This window comes from Bacillus cereus group sp. BfR-BA-01355 (genome assembly GCF_022663675.1).
In the GTDB taxonomy this organism is placed as follows: domain Bacteria; phylum Bacillota; class Bacilli; order Bacillales; family Bacillaceae_G; genus Bacillus_A; species Bacillus_A thuringiensis_S.
Genome location: NZ_JAKUFY010000320.1, coordinates 1 through 420, shown reverse-complemented (window position 1 = coordinate 420; position 420 = coordinate 1). Strand labels below are relative to the sequence as shown.

The following is a 420-nucleotide window of genomic DNA, read 5'->3' as shown; positions in this document are numbered from 1 at the left end:
TCCAACGGGTGACCAAGGCATTCAAGGTCCACAAGGGATACAAGGAGTAACCGGCCCGACAGGTCCGCAAGGTCTACAAGGATTACAAGGCTCAATCGGCCCAACCGGTCCGACAGGTCCCCAAGGAGTGCAAGGGGCACAGGGTCCAATCGGTCCAACCGGCCCACAAGGGGTTCAAGGTATACAAGGTGAGCAAGGAGTAAGGGGAGCGACAGGTCCAACTGGTTTACAAGGTCTACAAGGCGTACAAGGTCCGAGTGGCCCAACTGGCCCACAAGGAGTGCAAGGCGTACAAGGTCCGAGTGGCATAACAGGCCCAACCGGTCCTCAAGGAATACAAGGTATCCAGGGACCGCAAGGAAGTATAGGCCCAACCGGTCCTCAAGGAATACAAGGCGTGCAAGGTCCCCAAGGTCCAAC

At 57.1% G+C, this 420-nt stretch carries 1 pseudogene; it reads left to right on the top strand.

Annotated elements, in window-relative coordinates:
- Window positions 1-420 (top strand): annotated as a pseudogene (locus tag MR167_RS31850) (collagen-like protein); the annotation flags it as partial.